General features: G+C 31.5%; 25 protein-coding genes and 1 other RNA gene. 24 read left to right on the forward strand and 2 right to left on the reverse strand.

The window, feature by feature from the left end; genetic code table 11:
• Positions 1–33: 33 nt before the first annotated feature.
• Positions 34–1,869 carry a hypothetical protein gene (locus tag deia_RS01850; RefSeq protein ID WP_146820474.1) on the reverse strand — a complete coding sequence of 612 codons (1,836 nt, stop codon included), beginning with the start codon at positions 1,867–1,869 and terminating at the stop codon, positions 34–36.
• 88 nt (positions 1,870–1,957) lie between these two features.
• On the opposite strand from deia_RS01850, the gene rnpB reads away from it, so the two are divergent.
• The 3 genes from rnpB to deia_RS01865 all read left to right on the forward strand — a co-directional run bounded on the left by rnpB (position 1,958) and on the right by deia_RS01865 (position 4,628).
• An RNA gene (gene rnpB / locus deia_RS01855) (RNase P RNA component class A) lies at positions 1,958–2,312 on the forward strand.
• Between the two features lie 161 nt (positions 2,313–2,473).
• Entirely contained in the window at positions 2,474–3,898 is a 1,425-nt protein-coding gene (locus deia_RS01860) for a proton-conducting transporter transmembrane domain-containing protein (protein WP_222912637.1), read from the forward strand.
• A 7-nt stretch (positions 3,899–3,905) separates the two neighbouring features.
• Complete coding sequence (locus deia_RS01865) at positions 3,906–4,628, forward strand: gamma-glutamyl-gamma-aminobutyrate hydrolase family protein (protein ID WP_146820476.1); 723 nt, start codon at positions 3,906–3,908, stop codon at positions 4,626–4,628.
• On the opposite strand, the gene deia_RS01870 is transcribed toward deia_RS01865, so the two are convergent.
• Positions 4,618–5,802 (reverse strand): hypothetical protein, encoded by a 1,185-nt coding sequence (locus tag deia_RS01870; RefSeq protein ID WP_146820477.1) that lies wholly within the window; start codon positions 5,800–5,802, stop codon positions 4,618–4,620. The two genes, deia_RS01865 and deia_RS01870, sit on opposite strands and share 11 nt — an antisense overlap.
• Positions 5,803–5,941: 139 nt before the next feature.
• On the opposite strand from deia_RS01870, the gene rplC reads away from it, so the two are divergent.
• From rplC to rpsK, 21 genes are read left to right on the forward strand one after another with little or no spacing between them, the layout of a single operon-like run.
• The gene (rplC, locus tag deia_RS01875) at positions 5,942–6,661 is read left to right on the forward strand and encodes a 50S ribosomal protein L3 (protein ID WP_161982799.1); all 720 of its coding nucleotides are present in this window, start codon (positions 5,942–5,944) and stop codon (positions 6,659–6,661) included.
• A 3-nt stretch (positions 6,662–6,664) separates the two neighbouring features.
• Positions 6,665–7,291, forward strand: coding sequence for a 50S ribosomal protein L4 (gene rplD, locus deia_RS01880; protein WP_146820479.1), 627 nt, complete (start codon positions 6,665–6,667; stop codon positions 7,289–7,291).
• The gene (gene rplW, locus deia_RS01885; protein ID WP_146820480.1) at positions 7,291–7,599 is read left to right on the forward strand and encodes a 50S ribosomal protein L23; all 309 of its coding nucleotides are present in this window, start codon (positions 7,291–7,293) and stop codon (positions 7,597–7,599) included. Before rplD ends, rplW begins: the two co-directional genes overlap by 1 nt.
• Positions 7,589–8,446 (forward strand): 50S ribosomal protein L2, encoded by an 858-nt coding sequence (gene rplB, locus deia_RS01890; RefSeq protein ID WP_146820481.1) that lies wholly within the window; start codon positions 7,589–7,591, stop codon positions 8,444–8,446. Before rplW ends, rplB begins: the two co-directional genes overlap by 11 nt.
• Positions 8,447–8,465: 19 nt before the next feature.
• Positions 8,466–8,741: a 30S ribosomal protein S19 gene (gene rpsS, locus deia_RS01895; RefSeq protein WP_146820482.1), complete on the forward strand. Its 276-nt coding sequence runs from the start codon at positions 8,466–8,468 to the stop codon at positions 8,739–8,741.
• A gap of 7 nt (positions 8,742–8,748) precedes the next feature.
• The gene (gene rplV, locus deia_RS01900; protein WP_146820483.1) at positions 8,749–9,111 is read left to right on the forward strand and encodes a 50S ribosomal protein L22; all 363 of its coding nucleotides are present in this window, start codon (positions 8,749–8,751) and stop codon (positions 9,109–9,111) included.
• A gap of 1 nt (position 9,112) precedes the next feature.
• A complete protein-coding gene (gene rpsC / locus deia_RS01905) occupies positions 9,113–9,751 on the forward strand; it encodes a 30S ribosomal protein S3 (protein WP_146820484.1) in 639 nt (212 codons plus the stop codon).
• Between the two features lie 5 nt (positions 9,752–9,756).
• Positions 9,757–10,170, forward strand: coding sequence for a 50S ribosomal protein L16 (gene rplP, locus deia_RS01910; protein ID WP_146820485.1), 414 nt, complete (start codon positions 9,757–9,759; stop codon positions 10,168–10,170).
• A 10-nt stretch (positions 10,171–10,180) separates the two neighbouring features.
• Entirely contained in the window at positions 10,181–10,372 is a 192-nt protein-coding gene (locus tag deia_RS01915; protein ID WP_146820486.1) for a hypothetical protein, read from the forward strand.
• Positions 10,373–10,412: 40 nt separating this feature from the next.
• Complete coding sequence (rpsQ, locus tag deia_RS01920; protein WP_146820487.1) at positions 10,413–10,664, forward strand: 30S ribosomal protein S17; 252 nt, start codon at positions 10,413–10,415, stop codon at positions 10,662–10,664.
• An 8-nt stretch (positions 10,665–10,672) separates the two neighbouring features.
• A complete protein-coding gene (locus deia_RS01925) occupies positions 10,673–11,038 on the forward strand; it encodes an uL14 family ribosomal protein (RefSeq protein WP_146820488.1) in 366 nt (121 codons plus the stop codon).
• 9 nt (positions 11,039–11,047) lie between these two features.
• Positions 11,048–11,287: a KOW motif domain-containing protein gene (locus tag deia_RS01930; RefSeq protein ID WP_146820489.1), complete on the forward strand. Its 240-nt coding sequence runs from the start codon at positions 11,048–11,050 to the stop codon at positions 11,285–11,287.
• Positions 11,288–11,294: 7 nt separating this feature from the next.
• Complete coding sequence (rplE, locus tag deia_RS01935; protein ID WP_161982800.1) at positions 11,295–11,819, forward strand: 50S ribosomal protein L5; 525 nt, start codon at positions 11,295–11,297, stop codon at positions 11,817–11,819.
• A gap of 17 nt (positions 11,820–11,836) precedes the next feature.
• Positions 11,837–12,115 carry an uS14 family ribosomal protein gene (locus tag deia_RS01940; protein WP_146820491.1) on the forward strand — a complete coding sequence of 93 codons (279 nt, stop codon included), beginning with the start codon at positions 11,837–11,839 and terminating at the stop codon, positions 12,113–12,115.
• Positions 12,116–12,130: 15 nt separating this feature from the next.
• Positions 12,131–12,526 (forward strand): 30S ribosomal protein S8, encoded by a 396-nt coding sequence (gene rpsH, locus deia_RS01945; RefSeq protein WP_146820492.1) that lies wholly within the window; start codon positions 12,131–12,133, stop codon positions 12,524–12,526.
• A 2-nt stretch (positions 12,527–12,528) separates the two neighbouring features.
• The gene (gene rplF / locus deia_RS01950) at positions 12,529–13,071 is read left to right on the forward strand and encodes a 50S ribosomal protein L6 (RefSeq protein WP_146820493.1); all 543 of its coding nucleotides are present in this window, start codon (positions 12,529–12,531) and stop codon (positions 13,069–13,071) included.
• Between the two features lie 15 nt (positions 13,072–13,086).
• A complete protein-coding gene (locus tag deia_RS01955) occupies positions 13,087–13,440 on the forward strand; it encodes a 50S ribosomal protein L18 (RefSeq protein ID WP_146820494.1) in 354 nt (117 codons plus the stop codon).
• A gap of 17 nt (positions 13,441–13,457) precedes the next feature.
• The gene (locus deia_RS01960) at positions 13,458–13,994 is read left to right on the forward strand and encodes an uS5 family small ribosomal subunit protein (protein ID WP_146820495.1); all 537 of its coding nucleotides are present in this window, start codon (positions 13,458–13,460) and stop codon (positions 13,992–13,994) included.
• Between the two features lies 1 nt (position 13,995).
• Complete coding sequence (locus deia_RS01965) at positions 13,996–14,469, forward strand: uL15 family ribosomal protein (protein WP_161982802.1); 474 nt, start codon at positions 13,996–13,998, stop codon at positions 14,467–14,469.
• 11 nt (positions 14,470–14,480) lie between these two features.
• On the forward strand, positions 14,481–14,852 hold the full coding sequence (gene rpsM / locus deia_RS01970) for a 30S ribosomal protein S13 (RefSeq protein WP_146820497.1): 372 nt from the start codon (positions 14,481–14,483) through the stop codon (positions 14,850–14,852).
• 17 nt (positions 14,853–14,869) lie between these two features.
• Positions 14,870–15,259: a 30S ribosomal protein S11 gene (gene rpsK, locus deia_RS01975; protein WP_146820498.1), complete on the forward strand. Its 390-nt coding sequence runs from the start codon at positions 14,870–14,872 to the stop codon at positions 15,257–15,259.
• The last annotated feature ends 14 nt before the right edge of the window (positions 15,260–15,273 follow it).

The following is a 15,273-nucleotide window of genomic DNA, read 5'->3' on the forward strand; positions in this document are numbered from 1 at the left end:
TAAATACACAATTTATATGGTAATCCGATTTTGTTATCCAGCTATAATTACACCGCCACCCAAGTCGCGAATCTTTGGCCTTTCCCCAGACATCACTTGTGTTTCTACATATTCAAATTTCTTCTTTTTGTGATTTTTATAACATTTGTAACCACAATAAGTTGATAACATTAATGCAACTGCAGCACCGCCTGCCGCTGAACCAGCAATTATTGCTGTTGTATTATCCGTTTTATCATTGCTTGCACTCGCAGATGGATCCCATGTTTTTCTATACTCTGTTGCATCGGATAAAGTGTTGCTAAACTGTGTATTACTTGGTAGACCTACAATGGCGCCATTTTCATGTAATACCCTTAATGCTGTAATAACTTTTTTTATTTCAGCACCTGGCGTAAGTTCTGAGAAATGATTTTCTATAGGAAGATGAAGGCGTTGTATTTTTTCCTGATCAACTAGTGGCATTGTGTAGTTTATTGTTGAATCTCTTAGAAAGTTATACGCCTTTAAGCATTCACTTTTTTTATTATCGTCTGTTATGTTATTAATTTGTGGAAGAACAACATTATCAAGATGGTACATTGTAACATCTTGTATAGCTGTAATATTTTTGTATGCATAACTCATTGTGCTAATATATCCAATTGATGCTTCGTCTGTGGTGTTATCTTTTTTACCAAGGGAAACAATAGATTTTGTTGAATCCGTGTTGTTCCCATTTTGAAACGAATGAGGAAGTCCACACAAATGATTATACTCATGTAATAAAAGGTCTATAGTAAAATAATTTTTTACATTGTTTATATTTGTTGTTGAGTCTTCTGTATACGTAATATTCTCTTGTGATCTGTCTGTAAATATAACCTTGTTGTAGAATATCCTGTTTGTATTTGGGTCATATATTCCACCTGCAAGATTTAGGCCAATACATTCATCTGCTTCTTTTTTGTCTTTTAAAACAACAACATTGGTTATGTGACTAACCTCTTTTGTATTACCTGTAATTTCCCTAATCTCATTTTGATTACGTTCTAGTGTATCTATGATGTATTGATCTTCCTTATTTTCTACATTTATTGTTGAGCAATTGGTCTGATTTTTGTCCACTTCTTGGAATTGAAATTTATTGACTCCGCAACCTGAAGTAATATTGCTAGCTTTTTGCATTTGTGGAATATCAAGTGAATCACTTTTTTTGCCTGTTACAAATTCTTCATATGAAATGCCACCATTTTGAAAGTAATCATGACGCATATCTGAAAAAGTGTCATCTGGTTTTGATATTTGACTTGGGTCGCATATTTTTGTTGGATCTCTAACTTCCCCAATAGTTCTATTGTAGCTTGTATTACTTATATCTGTTGCCTCCATTAATCTTTGATAAACCGTTTCATTTCGCTTCATTGTAAAATTTAATCCATCATCGCAATTTAGCATTACATGTGTGTCATTCATTGTAAAATTACCATTTGTTATATTTCCTGAAATCTCTTGTAAATTTCTTTTATAGTTATTGGATATTCTAAGTATTGCTTGTTTTTCACCATCTGTAATTTGTGCATTAGCCCCAAGAGTTTGTAAATTACAAATTATAAAAGCAGCAAATACAACCTGCCAAAGAGATGTTATATTTATACTTGGGTTAATTTTTAATTCTTGATCAAAGGCATTTTTTATAACTGTATATATTTCTTGTGTAAGACCAAATGATGTATAATTATTTTCAAGATTTCCATTTATAAAACCTTCTGCAATTTCTTTTGCATGCTCTTTTGACCATTTCCTCTCTTTCCATTCTTGCGATTTTCCTATTTTTTGATTTTGTTGCTGATTAAAAAATTGATTTGATAGCTTGAAATTGCGTTTCATAAAAAAAATAATTTTGATATTATATCATAATATTTTGTTTATGTCAAGAAAAAAAAGTTGAAAATTATTTTTACTATTATAGTATTATCAGCACACTCGTCTTGCCGCTGGTGGAAACACTAGAGGAAAGTCCGAACCTCAAAAAGACAAAACGCTGGGGAAAGCCCAGGGAGATGTGAGAGCATTTTACGGAAAGTGCAACAGAAAGTGTACCGCTTGCGAAAGTAAGTAAGGGTGAAAAGGTGGTGTAAGAGACTACCGCAAATTCAGCAATGAATTTGGCATTGAAAACCCCGTTTGAGGCAAGCCCAAGTAGGACTGCAAACGCCCGTCTTTTGGCAGCAGTTGGGTTGGGTGCTATGACACGTAAGTAATTATGTGTCCAGATAAATGGCAAGACCTGCTTTGCAGGACAGAATTTGGCTTATAGGGTGTGCTTTATAGTTCTTGTATATATTTTATATTTATAAAAAAATTCTTGATTTTTGTTTTTTGTGTTTAAAGATGTGTTAGATTTTATTCTAAGATGTTTTTTCTAAAAATATTAGAAAATGTAATTCCATATTTTATATGTATACCAATTTTGTTTGGTGTGCTGATTTTTATGTTTGAAAAAAATCAAAAAATATGCATGACCTTAAATGCTTTAACGCCGATTTTTGGAATAGTGTTTTCATTTATTGCAATGAATCATTTTAGAAAATACGATATTACTGATATTTTCTATAATATTGGTAATTATAATAATATTATAGGTATAAGGTTAAAACTCGATGTTTTTTCAGCTTTAGGGTTGTTTTTTGTTAATTTACTACATACTATAAATACAATTTTGCAAAATTTTCGAATTGCCAGGGATGTAGACTCTATTAAAATAGGTCTGATAAATATAATGATTGGCGGTTTATCGGGGATGATTTTATCAGATGACTTCTTTAATTTATATGTTTTTATTGAAATTGTCTCAATTGTTTCTTATATTTTATCTATTAGCAAATGGAATAAAAGAAGCTATCATGTTGCACTTGAATATTTAATTATTGGCTCAGTTGCAAGTTGTTTAATTTTATTTGGAATTGGTTTTGTTTATGCAAATTTTGGGACATTAAATATGTCTAAAACTGCCGATCTTATAATGGATGCTTCAAGCTATGGAGATCTTGTAGTGTACTCTGTTATATTTATTATTATTGGTTTGCTAATCAAAACCGGTTTATATCCATTTCACACATGGTATATTCGTTTATTTAAAAATATAACCCCAAGTGTAATGTGTTTATTTAGTTATGCAAGCTCGCAGGTGGTAATTTTGGTTATAGTAAAGCTTATATATTCTATTTTTAGCGTACAGCTTATTACATCTTCTCTGCAATATTTAATAAGTATAATGTCTGCACTTGCTATTATATCTATATTGTATGGTAGTTATAAAGCAATAGTTGTAAAGAGCATGGTTGAAGTTTTAGTATGGTCATCCATTTCTCAGGTTGGGTATTTAATAATAGGATTAATATCTGATAATGAGGTTGTTGTATCTGGTTGTTTAATGCAAATTTTTGCAAACGCAATTTCAAAAGTTTTAATATTTAGGATATATCAAAAAATGATAAGTGCTGTTAATTCATCTAATTTAATTGATGTTAATTTTATTGGAAGGTTTGATTTTTCTGGAATAAGAATGCCGCTTGTAATCATATTGATAAATTTAGCAGGACTTCCGATGGCAATTGGCTTTATGGCAAAGATTTACATGATAGTTGGCTTTGTGTCGGAGGGTAGAATTGGTAGTTTCATGGCAATCATAGTGTCATCAATTCTTAGTGTTATATATACATTTAGAATAATAGAAGGCGTTATTATAGGTAATAAGCCGGGTGTAAAAAGCGAAATACAGTTTTATAAAATTCCAACATCATCTGGTGAAAGATTTACATATACTTTAATTTCTATTATTTTAATTTTTATACCTTTTGTAAAGCCTGTTAATAATTACTTTAAAATGACGACTAATTATATATTGAAAGTTTAATTTTTTTATGTCTGGAAAAATTATCGGAATTACGACAAATATTGGCATTGAGAGCGATGATAAATTTTTTAAACTAAACAGCGCTTGGGTTGAAAATTTCTTAGATATTTTTAAAAAATATGATATTTCTGTAGTTTTTTTGCCACAAATTGATCAATTTTATGAAAAATATATAGATTTTTTAGATGGTTTAATAATTAGCGGAAATAACAAGCATGTGAATCCTAAATTTTATGGCCAAAGTAGAAATGAGAATATAAAAGAATCAGATATTTGCACATGTAGAACAGATTTTGAAATGAAAATGGCGAAAAAATTTATCGAAATTGATAAGCCTTTATTTGGAATTTGCGGCGGTTTGCAGGTGATTAATACGGTTTGCGGTGGAACGCTAGTACAACATATCCCAACGCAAAAAAAGTCGAAAATTAACCATGCACAATGTGAAAGAAAGAGATCATGGGTTCACGAAGTTGATGTTGTAGCTGGCACAAAGCTTGCACAAATTGTTTCAAATTCAAAGATTTTAACCAACACCTCTCATACTCAAGCAATTGAAAAAGTGGGGCATGGGATGGTTGTAAATGCAATCTCGGAAGACGGAATTGTTGAAGGCGCCGAGGTTTTGGGTAAGAAATTTTGTCTTGGAACTCAGTGGCATCCTGAATTTAATGTGACAAAAGCAGATTATGAAATTTTTGAAGCTTTTGCCAGGGCGGTTAGATTTTAACACTTCTTCTTTGTAAAATTGAAGCAAAAATTACCGCAATAGCGTATATAGAAAATATAATATTTAGCGCAATTTTTCCATCCATGTATTTTAGCAAAATGGCGATAAGCCCTGACATTAAAACGGAAAAAAGTAGAGAAACCGTCCATAAAATGGAATTAAATGTTCCTATCACCTCTTCTTTTACAAGTCTATTTCCCTTTAAATCAAGAGATATTTCAAAGGCGCAAAACGAAAGCGATATAGCAAATAAACAGTATATTATATATATATAGTTTCCCTGAACGGCAAATATTGTTATGCAAATTAGTGATATTATTGGTATAATATGTGAAAATAAAGGTGCTTTTTTGTTGAAGAAATGGGGTTTTAAAATAAGTGGAATGAGGCATCCAAGGCTTAAAAATAGGTGATATTTTGCTTTATAAAGTCCGATATTTATTGCACTTACATCGTAAATTTTGCCAACTAAAACCAGAATTTCTTTGTATAAATACATAATTGATGTGTATATACTAAATAGCAAGATTGTATATTTTAGTCTTCCAAAAATTAAACATTTAATTGCAAATAAGCTGTTTTTTGATTGCGATTTTTTATTTTGTGTAAAATTTGTAAAAATTAATATACACAAAGCTTGAAAAAATGTAAAAAATACTAAGTAATATTGTATATATTTTATACTGTGAAATGATATTAAAATTGTCGATATTATTGATGATAAAAATTTTATAAAGTCTGAAATACCATAAAAGAATGACAAAATTCTAGGAAAAATCGATGTATTTTTAATATTATTTTTTACACTTTGGAATAAAAATGCTTCATTTTTGCCGTAGAAAAAATTTTGTGATATTGGGTAAAGTATTGCAAAAAAATATATAAAGACTTCATGCTTTGTTGATAAAAATAGTGTAATACTTGATAAAAATGATATAAATATACCAAGTTTGAAGAAAAGTTTGTGTGAAAATTTATCATATATGATGCCTGATAAAAGCATTGATATAAGAGCGAATAAAAGCGAAAAAAAATTTATATTTCCAAGCTTTTGTATTGAAAAATTTGAAATTAACATTATATAGTTTAATATAATATACTGATCAAGCGAAATTCGTGTGATTGATATTGTAAAAAATTTTAAAATGTTATTATTTTGAAAAATTATTTTCATAATTTGGATTAAAATCTATAGTAATTATGGGGCTGTTTTTTATAATTTGCAATTTTTTTATTTTTTTTAAAAAAAAAACTTGCAAATTATTTATTATGCTTAATGCTGTTTGAAAATGTCTATTTATTATAGTATAAATATGGAATCTTCTTTTGGTTTAATTGGCAAAAAATGTGGCATGACATCTTTGTTTCTTGATGATGGATCTGTCATTCCTTGTACTGCTGTGTATATTGATAGACACTATATTGTTAATGTAAAAACAGTTGCGAAAGATGGATATAATGCTGTTATACTTGGTACAAATGCCAAAAGGGCAAAATTAGTTAATAAGCCACAACGAAAAAATCTAGAAACCTTAAATCTTCCTGCATTGTCGAATTTGAAAGAATTTAGATTGCCAAATAATCTTGATATGTCAACTTTTGTTTTGGGATCTGAAATTGAAATAGATTTTAAACATTTAAATGGATCTTTTGTTGATGTGAGATCTAGATCCAAGGGTAAAGGTTTTGCTGGTGTTGTCAAGCGTTATGGATTTGGTGGGCAACATGCATCACATGGTGAATCTCTTTCTGAGAGATCGCATGGTTCTACTGGACAAAGACAAGACCCAGGAAAGGTTTTTAAGAATAAAAAAATGGCTGGTCATATGGGTGATGAAAATGTTTGTATACAAAATCTAAGTGTTTTAAAGGTTTTACCAGATGAAAGAATGTTGTTAATTTCTGGTTCTATATCTGGTCACTCTGGTTCAGATGTTATTTTGACAAGTTCTATTAAGATGTCAATGTTTGGGAATCTTGCAAATGGAGAATTTATTTTTAATTGGTTTAAATTGTCTTCTTTTAAAGCTTAATATATGTTATCTAGTAATAAATTTAGTCATATTACAGTCGACTTTGCCTCGGTATCAGAGCCTTTGAAAGCTCCTTTTCTTAATGAATATCTATACGACATGAATCTTTTTTACAATTCCTCAAAGCCACTTGCTCACACCAAGGATATATCAGAGGTAAGTGCAACTGGTAAAAAACCATTTAAACAAAAGGGTACTGGTAGTGCCAGACAAGGCTCAAAAGTCTCTGCACAGCATAGAGGTGGTGGCATTGCTCATGGGCCTAGAGCTAAAAGATATACATCTTCTATGAACTCCAAGGCGGTAAAAAAAGCGAAGAGAATGGCAATTGGTTATCATTGTTCTAATTCATCAATTTTTTCTATTCAATGCTCTGGCGAAATTGAAAAACCTAAAACAAAATATATTGTTGATTTAATTAAAAGTCTTAATTTGTCTCCAGATCTTGGAATGATTTTGTTTATCACTTCTGAACCAAAGACATCAAATTTCTACAAATCTGCAAGAAATATAAAGAATGTTGTGATTAAGTCTCCATCATCCGCTTCTGTTCACGATCTTTTCAAGGCAAAAGCAGTTGTTCTATTTGGTGAATGTTTTAATGAATTTAGTGTTGTTTTGTCTAAATAATGAATGTCCAAGTTATAAAAAAGATAAGTTTGTACTCTGTTATAAAAAAAAGAGTTCTTACAGATAAAACCTATAGGATTAATAAGCAGGATCCTTTGGTTTACACTTTCGTTGTTGATTTAAAGTCGGATAAAGGTATAATTAAAAATGCAGTTGAGAGTATATTTGCTGTAAAAGTTGATACCGTGAATACAATGAGAAAGTTTTCTATATCTAGGTCTTTTAAAGGTCGTAGATCTAAGAAGGAGATAAAAATTGCTTATGTAAAGTTAAAATCTGGTTCAATTGGTGATGTTTATGAAGCTTAATAGAAAAAAAATAAATCCTACTACTCCGTCAAATAGGTTCTTTATTCCTGTTATAAAACATTATGAGGATAATGGTGTTGAGAGGGCTGCATGTTTAATTTCAAATAAAAAGAGATCATCTGGTAGAGACAATCATGGTAGAATAACATCCAGGAGAAGGGGTGGTGGAGCGAAGAGGGCTTATAGAAAGATATCATTTAAGTGGTCTAGGTCTGAGATAGGTACTTGGTTTGAAATTCTCAACATTCAATATGATCCAAATAGAAATGTGCCAATAGCCTTAATTAAGTCTACATCTGGGAAATCTCTTGGTGAATTAAAATATGTTATTAGCTGTGAAGGTATGCAACCTGGTGGAAAGATGTATTTTAATGACTCTTTTATTGAAAATTTACCTGGTAGTATAATTCCTATAGGTAACATGCCTTCTGGTCTTAGTGTTTATTGCGTTGAGTTAAAGCCTTATAAGGGTTTTCAAATGGCTAGATCTGCTGGAACATTTGTCAAGATATCTGGTAAAGATGGTGATTATGTTATAGTAAAACTTCCTTCTGGTGAAATTAGAAAGATTCACAAAGATTGCTTGGCTGCAATTGGAGAGGTTGCTAATAAAGATATGGTTAATGTTTCAATAGGTAAGGCTGGTAGAAATAGATGGAAGGGGATCAGACCATCTGTTCGTGGTGTTGCCATGAATCCAGTGGATCACCCACATGGAGGTGGAGAGGGTAAGACATCTGGCGGCGGACACCCTAGAAGCCCTTGGGGTAAGAATTGTAAAGGTAAGAAAACTAGGGTTAATAAAAGAACTAGTGCCTTTATTTTGTCTAGGAAAAAGAGAAAGTAGTTTTTGTTAATATTTTTATATGGCTAGATCAGTTAAAAAAGGACCTGTTGTTGATGAGAAGATATTAAAGGTTGTAAAAAAGATTAAAAGTGGCTCTTTATCTTTAACTCACGCAATAAAGACTAATGCAAGAAGGGCTACAATCTTGCCTGACTTCGTAGGATTAACTTTTATTGTTCACAATGGTAAAATTGGTATATCTGTTTTAATTACAGAGAGTATGATAGGTCATAAGTTGGGTGAGTTTTCAATTACAAGAACTTTTAAGGGTCATAAGAAGAATAGCAAAGTTTGATTTTTATATGAAAAATAATAAGAATAATGTAAATTCAGCATCGGCAACCTTGTCTAGTATAAGGGGCAGTGTCTTGAAAATAAATAGTATTTGTGACCTTATAAGGGGAAAATCTATTGATGAGGCTTTTTTGTTGCTTAGATTTTCAAAGAAAAGATCATCAAATTCTATTTTGGAATGTCTTAAGTCTGCTGTTGCTAATGCTGAAAATAATTTAGGTATGGAAATATCTTCTCTATTTGTTTCTAAAGTTTTTGTTGGGAAGGCTCAAATTCTTAAGAGATTTATGGCAAGGGGTAGGGGTAGATCTTCTGGGTATAGGAAGTTTTACTCAAAGGTTAGTATTGTTGTTTCTAATTTTAATAATTAATATGGGTCAGAAATCTAGTAGATTGCTTTTTACTGTAGGTTCAAAGAAGAATTGGCTTGCAAATTGGTTTGCGACTGGCAAAGAGTATGTTGATTTTGCGGTGGAGGATTTAAAAATTAGAAAGTTTCTTTCTTCTTATGATTTTCAGTGCTACATTTCATCTGTCAAGATATCTAGAGCTGGAGAAAGGCTTGATATTGTTATTTTTTCTGCAAAAGCATCTTCTATTATCTCTGGAAAAAGTGATATTCTTGGAGGGATTAATTCTGCATTATTGAAGCTTTGTAGTCCAAATAGAAAGATTTCTCTTTCTGTAAAAGCTGTAAAAAAACCAGAGCTTGATGCAAATATAGCTGCAATATTAATAGCATCTTCTGTTTCAATGCTAAAATCTTATAAAAAGGCTGTAAAGCATGGAATGGATTCTGCTATGAAAGGCGGAGCATCTGGGATAAAGGTAACTATTTCTGGTAGATTGAATGGTGCCGAGATAGCAAGGACGGAAACTTTTAAACAGGGATCAATTCCTCTTCATACAATTCGTGCTGATATAGATTATTCCTATAAAGCAGTAAAGACGAAGTACGGTATGATAGGTATTAAAGTTTGGATAAATAGGTCAAATAATGTTATTATATAGATTGTATGCCAGCAAAGAAATTTAGAAAATGTCAAAAAATTATTAGCTCTGGTGTTTCGACATCAACATCTATATCTTTTGGTTCGTATGGTTTGGTTGCGCTTGACGGGTTTAGATTTTCAGAAAAGGCACTTGAGGCAACAAGAAAAGTTATAACTAGATATATTAAGCCTCATGGTGGAGTTCTTTATGTGAAGATGATGCATAAGATGCCTCGTACTGAAAAGCCTTTATCTGTTCGTATGGGATCTGGTAAGGGTGCTGTTAGTGAATATGTTTACAATGTGAAGAAATTTATGGTTATGTTTGAGATTGATGGAATTCCAGATAATATTGCTCAAAAAGCTTTTTTGATGGCATTTTCAAAAATCCCTGCTAAATGCACTATTGTAAAAAAGAAGTTTATAAATAATAATTAGTTTTTCTTGTATGAAGTCCGTAGTTAAAAAAAGCTCTCCAAAAGACAAAAGTAAAGATGACAGATTTATTTCAGATATATCGTTATCTTGTGCAGAGTTGTTTAAAATTGTTTTTAGTAGCAATGGCAAGGATTTTATTGCAAAAAAAAGGTTTTTGAAAAAAAATATTGCGATTTTGAAAAAAAGTTCTTGCAAAATATAAATTTAGTTTTTTATTTATTATAAATAGGTTTTAGTTTTTTATGGTATTGAATTTTGACAACAAAACTCCTCTTTTTCTTGGAAGTGTTTCTAAGGTAATAGACATTGCGACTGTAAAGGTTGCTTGTGTTAGACGTGTTGTGCATATGACTGGAAAGATAAGAAACATCCGTTTTGAGTTATTGTGTCACGCAAATGGCTCTTCTTTTGAAATTGGTGATGAGGTAAAAGTTTATTCAACTAGACCAATATCGAAGATGAAAAAATTTTGCGCTGTTAAGGTTCATTGTTAGTATTTTTTATGGGTATTCAAAAAGAGACTGTCGTAAATGTTTGTGATAATTCTGGTGCAATCGTTGCACAGTGCATACATGTTTATTCTGGTAAAAGTAGTGTTGGAGTTGGTGTACTGGTTAAAGTTTCTGTTAAAAAGGTTTTGCCCAATGGCAAGTTGAAGAAAGGTGCCAAGTTTAATGCGATAGTTGTTAGAACAAGAAGTTTGGTTAGTAGAGATAGTGGATCTGTCTCGTTTTCTAGTAATGCTGTTGTTTTGTTAAATGAAAAACTTGAAATGACTGCAACTAGAGTTTTTGGTCCAGTTCCAAGTGAGTTGCGTAGAAATCCGAATTGTTTAAAGATTGTATCTTTGTCGTATGAAGTTGTTTAATTTTGATTTATGTCTGTAATAAAGAGTAACAAGCTTACAAAAAGAATAAAAAAAGGTGTAAATGTTGTTGTTATATCTGGGAAATTCAAGGGTCGTAAGGCTCTCATTAAAACAGTTGATAGGAGATCATCAATTGTTTTGCTTGATGGAATTTTTTATTCTTCTAATATTGAGATATCTGCTGATGGCTCAAAGACCATGACTGAAAAGTGCTTACCTATATCTGTTTCGAATGTATTGCCGGTTTGATTTTATTATGGAATTTTCTACTTTGCAAAAATATAAAGATTTTCTTCGTGAAATATCGGAGTCTTCTGGTGTAAAAAATGTTCATTCATTACCAAAAATTGAGAAAATTGTCTTGTCTTTTAATCTGGGTAGCTCTGGGAATGATAAAAAATTCGTTGAATCTGTCTTTACTGACATGGTTTGTGTATCAGGTTCGATTCCTGTTATAAAGAATGCGAAATTCTCTGATGCCAATTTTAAAATTAGAGATGGTCAGCCTGTTTCAATTTTAGCGACGCTTAGAGGGAAAAAATTATTTTACTTTCTTGATATGCTTATATATGGCGCATTGCCTAGGATAAGAGACTTTAGGGGCTTAAGAGACTCTTTTGATTTTGGTGGTAATTTTACTTTTACTATATCTGGTCAGTCATCCGTTATGTATGAATCTAATTTCTCACAAGACCTTAATATAAATATTGTTATAAGTAATAGTAACCCGACTATTTCAAAAAAATTGTTATCAAGTATCAGTGTACCTTTTGTTTCCTAGTTTTTATAATTAATAATATGGCGAAAAAATCTAAAATTGCAAAAACAGTGTATTGGAATGCCAAGATTATCTCAGCTCAAAAGCAAAGACGTTTAAAATCTGACATGGTCAAATCTGGCGATATTAAATCTTCTATTTATCTTGCTAAAACAAAATCATACTCCGTTGTACGTCTGAAGAATAGATGTCTTATTACTGGTAGACCAAGGGGCTTTATTGGATCTTTTGGTGTTAGTAGAAATGTTCTTCGCGATGCTTGTTCTAGTTGCTTTTTGCCTGGTGTTATAAAAAATTGATTATATTTTATTTTTATGTCTTGTTCAATGAGTATATCTGATTTTGTTGTTAGATTGAAAAATCACAAATCGGACGCATTTTCCGTTTGTAGCGTTAAGAATTCAAATATCGTAAAAGCTTCCTTGGATATTTTGATTAAGTCTGGATTTATATTGTGGTACAAACAATCTGATAATTCCCGCATAATAGATGTTTGTATAAACATAGACTCGGATGGAAAAAATCCAATGATGTCAGCTTATGCTGTTACCAAGCCTTCAAAAAAAATATATAAATCAGTTGACCAGATTCGTTTGATGATGAAAAAAATACCGTTTAGATTAGTTGTAGTTTCTACTTCCAAAGGTTTACTTTCTGGTTATGATGCTATAAAAATGAATATTGGTGGCGAGATTCTGTTTGTTGTGTAATTATGTTGTCAAGAATATCTAAAAAGAAGATTCAAATACCATCTTCTATTAATGTTGTTTTTTCTGATGGAAATTTGAATATTTCATCTGGATCTACTTCTGTCAAAGTTGCTATACCAACCGAGATTTCTATTTTAATTGATGATGGCTTATTGGCCGTGAAGTTAATTGATGAAAATTTAAAGCTTGGAGCAATTCTTGGGACTTATGTTAGAATTGTATCGGCTGCAATAAAAGGTGTCCTAGATGGTCATAAAGTCTCTCTTAAATTTTCTGGGGTTGGCTTCAAGGTAGATGTAACTTCGGATAAGAAGTTTTTAGTTTTAAGCTTGGGATTTAGTCACATGATTTGTGTTGAAATTCCACAAGGTGTAACTATTAGTGTTTCTGGAGATTTGATTAATATATCTGGCGTTGATATTCATGCTGTTTCAAATTTTGCCGCTTTGCTTTGCAATGTAAAAAGATATGATCCATACAAGGGCAAGGGTATTGTAAGAGATGGTGCATTCCGCATAGTGAAAGATGGAAAAAAAGGTAAATAAATTTTTTTGTTGTATATGAAAAATAAAAAAAGAACTGCTGCGATTTTGAAAATTAGATGCAAATCTGGGCTTGCCAAGGATTATGAGGTGTTTATTTTTAAGGGTAACAAGAATTTTTCTGCATATTTGTACGATATGGCGGCACAAAAAATTCTTACTTCATCGTCGACATCGGCAAAGGTATTTAGAGACTTGATTGACAAGAAATCTTCTGTAAATGTTGACGCGGTATACAGTTTTGGTAAATATTGCAGAGAATTATTTGATAAGAAGTTTAAAATTAACTCTAGTAATACTTATTTTAACAGATCTGGTTTTATATTTCATGGTAAAGTTAAGGCTTTTAATGATGGTTTTTTTGGTGTTTAGGTTTGAATTTTTTATATATGTCTTTTTCTAAAAGAATTGCTAGGAAAAATGTCAGAGATTCTGAATTTGTTTACAGGGTAATAAATGTTTCTCGTGTTTCAAACACGAGATCTGGTGGCAGAAGAATGTCGATTTCTGTTCTTGTTGTTATAGGCAATCAAAATGGCGTTATCGGTATTGGATTGGGTAATGATGTTGAGATGAAGTTAGCTGAGTCCAAGGCTTTAAAAATAGCTCAAAATAATTTGTTTTCCATACCTCTTAAAAGACAAATGACATCATCTGGCGAAAGGGTCACCGTTTGTCATTTTGTAAATGGATCTTGGTGCAGTACAAATGTTGATATTTTTTCAGCCAAAGGGGCAACTTCGGTAATCGGAGGACCCGTTATACGTGCTATGTGTGAATGTATTGGAATAACTGACTTGGTTTCTAAGGTTCATGGTTCGTCAAACCCGCACAATGTTTCGAAGGCATTTTTGTCGGCATTGATGAAGATAAAGACCAAGAGCTATTACTCAAAGTTGATGTTAAATTTGTCTTCTGATGTTTGATATGAATAAGAATAGTTTTAATTTTTTTGCACCATCTAAAACTTGTGAAAAAGGTTTTAGAAAGGGAAGGGGTGTGGGTTCTGGTTGCGGAAAAACTGCCGGTAAGGGTCATAAAGGTCAGAAAGCAAGATCTGGTAAGTATAATTTGAAAGTTCGTGGTTACGGTAGCCAAACTTCTGTTGCTAGATTTTTGCCAAAACGTGGTTTTAAGCCTGTAAAAACTGGTTGTGAGACAATCTCTATGAAATTTTCTGTTTTTCAATCTATTTTTAATATTGATCATATTGTTTCAGACGGAATTGTCTCTATTGAAAAGATGGCATCTCTTGGTATTGTTAAAAGAAATCAAGATTTGAAAATTATTGATGATAATAGATTCGAAATTAAAAAGACTCACAAAATATCATTTTCTGGTATATTGTTTTCTAAGTCTTTAAAAGATAAATTACTTTCTGTTGGTTATTCTGTTATTTAATTTTATATAATATGTCTTCTACTATAAAGATTGTTGGTGTTGATGTTCCAGCGAATAAAGTTGCCTGGTGTTCACTTGCATATATATATGGCATTGGTTATACTTTAGCAAGAAATATTTGTGCAAAAAACGATATAGATTGTAACAAAAGGATTAAAGATTTATCTGATCTTGAGATTGATAAAATTAGAAAATATATAGAAGCCAATTATATTGTTGAGGGTGAATTAAGACAAGAAATTTCCCGTAATATAAAACGCTTCTTGCTTATAAAATGTTACAAAGGTTTGCGTCACAAACTGGGACTTCCTGTGCGCGGTCAGAGAACCAAGACAAATGCAAGAACTAGAAAGGGAAGGGGTGGAAAAAAGAAGGTTAAATAATGTAATTTTATTTTTTTATGAATAATGCAAAAAAAGATGCTACTGATTCATCTTCTCTGAAGTCTAATGTTGCTATAGCTTTAATAAGAGCAACATTTAATAATACCCATATATCTGTTCACACTTTGAGTGGTGCTGTGATTGCTTGGTCTAGCTCTGGTCAATGTGGTTTTAAAGGTTCAAAAAAAAGTACACCTTACGCTGGAGCAGTTGCTGCTGAAAATGTTTCAAAAAAAGCTATAGCTAAAGGCATTAAAACGGTTGGCATTATCTTGAAAGGTCCTGGTGCTGGTCGTGAAAGTGCGGTAAAAGCAATCCATGAATCTGGATTGAAAATAACTTTTCTTAAAGACGTCACATCTTTGCCGCATAATGGATGTAGGTCAAAGAAAAAGAGAAGAATTTAATATGTTTTGTTTTT

Origin of the sequence: Candidatus Deianiraea vastatrix (assembly GCF_007993655.1) — a bacterium.
In the GTDB taxonomy this organism is placed as follows: Bacteria; Pseudomonadota; Alphaproteobacteria; order Rickettsiales; family Deianiraeaceae; genus Deianiraea; species Deianiraea vastatrix.

Coding starts and splice junctions, on each gene's coding strand:
- deia_RS01850 (WP_146820474.1), bottom strand. CDS start 1,869: ATGAAACGCAATTTCAAGCTATCAAATCAATTTTTTAATCAGCAACAA.
- deia_RS01860 (WP_222912637.1), top strand. CDS start 2,474: ATGTTTGAAAAAAATCAAAAAATATGCATGACCTTAAATGCTTTAACG.
- deia_RS01865 (WP_146820476.1), top strand. CDS start 3,906: ATGTCTGGAAAAATTATCGGAATTACGACAAATATTGGCATTGAGAGC.
- deia_RS01870 (WP_146820477.1), bottom strand. CDS start 5,802: ATGAAAATAATTTTTCAAAATAATAACATTTTAAAATTTTTTACAATA.
- rplC (WP_161982799.1), top strand. CDS start 5,942: ATGGAATCTTCTTTTGGTTTAATTGGCAAAAAATGTGGCATGACATCT.
- rplD (WP_146820479.1), top strand. CDS start 6,665: ATGTTATCTAGTAATAAATTTAGTCATATTACAGTCGACTTTGCCTCG.
- rplW (WP_146820480.1), top strand. CDS start 7,291: ATGAATGTCCAAGTTATAAAAAAGATAAGTTTGTACTCTGTTATAAAA.
- rplB (WP_146820481.1), top strand. CDS start 7,589: ATGAAGCTTAATAGAAAAAAAATAAATCCTACTACTCCGTCAAATAGG.
- rpsS (WP_146820482.1), top strand. CDS start 8,466: ATGGCTAGATCAGTTAAAAAAGGACCTGTTGTTGATGAGAAGATATTA.
- rplV (WP_146820483.1), top strand. CDS start 8,749: ATGAAAAATAATAAGAATAATGTAAATTCAGCATCGGCAACCTTGTCT.
- rpsC (WP_146820484.1), top strand. CDS start 9,113: ATGGGTCAGAAATCTAGTAGATTGCTTTTTACTGTAGGTTCAAAGAAG.
- rplP (WP_146820485.1), top strand. CDS start 9,757: ATGCCAGCAAAGAAATTTAGAAAATGTCAAAAAATTATTAGCTCTGGT.
- deia_RS01915 (WP_146820486.1), top strand. CDS start 10,181: ATGAAGTCCGTAGTTAAAAAAAGCTCTCCAAAAGACAAAAGTAAAGAT.
- rpsQ (WP_146820487.1), top strand. CDS start 10,413: ATGGTATTGAATTTTGACAACAAAACTCCTCTTTTTCTTGGAAGTGTT.
- deia_RS01925 (WP_146820488.1), top strand. CDS start 10,673: ATGGGTATTCAAAAAGAGACTGTCGTAAATGTTTGTGATAATTCTGGT.
- deia_RS01930 (WP_146820489.1), top strand. CDS start 11,048: ATGTCTGTAATAAAGAGTAACAAGCTTACAAAAAGAATAAAAAAAGGT.
- rplE (WP_161982800.1), top strand. CDS start 11,295: ATGGAATTTTCTACTTTGCAAAAATATAAAGATTTTCTTCGTGAAATA.
- deia_RS01940 (WP_146820491.1), top strand. CDS start 11,837: ATGGCGAAAAAATCTAAAATTGCAAAAACAGTGTATTGGAATGCCAAG.
- rpsH (WP_146820492.1), top strand. CDS start 12,131: ATGTCTTGTTCAATGAGTATATCTGATTTTGTTGTTAGATTGAAAAAT.
- rplF (WP_146820493.1), top strand. CDS start 12,529: ATGTTGTCAAGAATATCTAAAAAGAAGATTCAAATACCATCTTCTATT.
- deia_RS01955 (WP_146820494.1), top strand. CDS start 13,087: ATGAAAAATAAAAAAAGAACTGCTGCGATTTTGAAAATTAGATGCAAA.
- deia_RS01960 (WP_146820495.1), top strand. CDS start 13,458: ATGTCTTTTTCTAAAAGAATTGCTAGGAAAAATGTCAGAGATTCTGAA.
- deia_RS01965 (WP_161982802.1), top strand. CDS start 13,996: ATGAATAAGAATAGTTTTAATTTTTTTGCACCATCTAAAACTTGTGAA.
- rpsM (WP_146820497.1), top strand. CDS start 14,481: ATGTCTTCTACTATAAAGATTGTTGGTGTTGATGTTCCAGCGAATAAA.
- rpsK (WP_146820498.1), top strand. CDS start 14,870: ATGAATAATGCAAAAAAAGATGCTACTGATTCATCTTCTCTGAAGTCT.